This is a genomic window from Bacillus sp. 05T31 (genome assembly GCF_056396725.1).
In genome coordinates this window covers 1-2,496 of record NZ_JBFTMA010000665.1, presented here as the reverse complement: position 1 = coordinate 2,496, position 2,496 = coordinate 1, and the positions used below count along the sequence as shown (strand labels likewise).

The 2,496-nt window shown below is 32.7% G+C and carries 3 protein-coding genes; 2 read left to right on the top strand and 1 reads right to left on the bottom strand.

Annotated features, from left to right (window positions below; all coding sequences use genetic code 11):
• Nucleotides 1-458 (bottom strand): ABATE domain-containing protein (locus AC1DJR_RS26255; RefSeq protein WP_477003884.1); only part of this gene is annotated, 458 nt, incomplete at its 3' end.
• A 193-nt stretch (nt 459-651) separates the two neighbouring features.
• Here AC1DJR_RS26255 and AC1DJR_RS26250 point away from each other — a divergent pair.
• Nucleotides 652-963, top strand: a complete 312-nt coding sequence (locus AC1DJR_RS26250) for an ArsR/SmtB family transcription factor (RefSeq protein WP_002011018.1) — start codon at nt 652-654, stop codon at nt 961-963.
• A gap of 287 nt (nt 964-1,250) precedes the next feature.
• A complete protein-coding gene (locus AC1DJR_RS26245) occupies nt 1,251-2,426 on the top strand; it encodes an MFS transporter (protein ID WP_002140622.1) in 1,176 nt (391 codons plus the stop codon).
• The last annotated feature ends 70 nt before the right edge of the window (nt 2,427-2,496 follow it).

Genomic DNA, 2,496 nt, shown 5'->3' with positions numbered 1-2,496 from the left:
GGGTTTGAACATCTTTTAAGAGAAATAAGCTTATTCTCTGCTATTAACGTTAAAGTATCAAATGCAATTAACGATACGAGAACATCCTCAATTTCTCCAACTGGGATGGGTACGAGACGCTGTTCAATGACTTTATATGTAAATGGCGCCTTCTCAATTTGTTTTTCTAAATACACAATAAAATCATTAGAAATTTCGTGCTGATCAGCAATTGCTTCGAACTGTTTTCTCAGTACCTCTCTTATTTCTAATATGCTAGATGTAACTTGATTCATGCGCTCTTGGAGCACCTTTTCATTGTCAAAAGGAATATTCTCCTTTACTACATGTAGCCATTCTAATACATCTTCATCTGTTATTAATAAATCATAACGTTGTCCACGCCTAACTAACTCTGTATTCACTAAATCTAATGAGAGATTTCCAGATATAAGCGGGAATTGTTTTGTTTCCTGCATGTACTCATCACCTACTCTTTAACCAATCATATTCTAAAGCATTATGACGGTGCAACTTTTTATAAATTCACATCCAGAAAGAAAGCCCCATGGCTAAAGCACCCCATTCACATTTAAAAGGATCACGTATACCTTCTCCCCTAAAATAACCAAAACCCATTTACAAATCTATAAAAGTAGATATAATATCCTTATGGAACCTTTATTAATTTATAAAGCATTATCAAATGAAACAAGATGTCAAATTTTATCATGGTTAAAAAATCCGGAAAACCATTTCGATGAAAAACCTTATTTAGAGCAAGGCCTTAACTTTCAAGTTGGAGTGTGTGTAGGAGATATCCAGCTTAAAACTGGCTTAGCCCAATCGGTTATTTCTAGTTATTTATTAACTATGAAAAAAGCAGGACTACTAGACTCTGACCGAATTGGAAAATGGACCTACTATCGCCGAAATGAAAAAACAATACGAGAGTTTTCTGAATACGTTCAAAACGAATTATAAAATGAAAGCTAATAATCAATCTGCATATCAATTGATTATTAGCTTTCACACATTCTGCTTTTTTACAGGTATCCAATTACTTTTTATAARATTGCACTACCTATAAAAGCAAGAAACATAGAAAGGAGAAAWTTTTTTAATATATCATATCTARTTATTTAGATATCTGTTATTGTATTTWAAATTACATAGTACCGATAAAATTGGCATCCAATCATACTTGTAATAATGCTTCTTTTTTAATGAATTTACTTTCAAAATACTGATACGAATGGAGAGTTTTATAAATGAAAAAAGTAAATCCTTTACTAATTTTGACACTCGCAATAGGTGTGTTCGGAATTATTACTACCGAGATGGGTATTGTCGGCGTATTACCGCAAATCACTCAAAAATTCGGAATTTCAACTACACAAGCTGGATTTTTAGTAAGTATATTTGCACTAGTTGTTGCTATTTCTGGTCCGTTTTTAATTCTGCTCGTCTCTAGTATTAATCGCAAAATAATTTTATTAACAGCAATTTTTGCATTTGTTATTTCGAATATAATCTACGCTTATACAACACAATTTGAAATCATGCTTATTTTTCGTATTTTACCGGCAGCACTTCACCCACTCTTCTTTTCAATTGCTCTTGTAACAGCTGCTAAACTTGTCCCTCCAGAAAAGAGCGGTCAAGCGGTTACAAAAGTTTTCATGGGAATTACTGTTGGCTTTGCTYTAGGTGTACCACTAACCTCTTACCTTGCAGACCAATTTTCACTCGAAATTGCTTTCTTATTCGGAGCGCTTGTTAACACTCTTGCATTCATTGGAATACTAATCCTACTTCCTTCTATGCCTGTTAAAGAAAAAATGTCTTTCGGCAAACAAATTCGTATACTCGGCAAACCAGGATTATGGTTGAATATTTTAACCGTCACATTCCTTTTTGCAGCCATGTTTTCCGTATACAGCTACTTCGCTGAGTACCTTGCCAAAGTAACTTCCATGAATGGATCTCTCATCAGTATCATGCTATTCATATTCGGCATAGTTATGATTTTAGGCAATCATTTATTTGGTAGTCTCCTACAAAAAAGTATAGTAAATACAGTAATATTATTCCCTATCCTATATTCTATTGTTTACATATTGGTTTATTATTTAGGTTCCTACCTTGTTCCAATGATTTTTATCGTATTCATTTGGGGAATCGTACATGCTGGTGGATTAATTGTTGGTCAAACATGGTTAATAAGCGAAGCAAAAGAAGCGCCTGAATTTGGTAATAGCCTATTCGTTTCATTCTCAAATCTCGGAATTACTTTAGGAACAACTATTGGAGGCTGGTTCATTTCAAACTTAGGTATTCACCAACTTATTTGGAGCGGATTTATATTCACACTACTCTCATTTCTRTTAATTATAATAAAACTAAAATTTTTCAATTCTAATAGCCARGCTTCATTATCAAGCTAGTACATTTTCAGTTTCAAATTTGATAAAAAAACATTATAAATTCTTCTCATAAGATTTTATAATGTGAAAA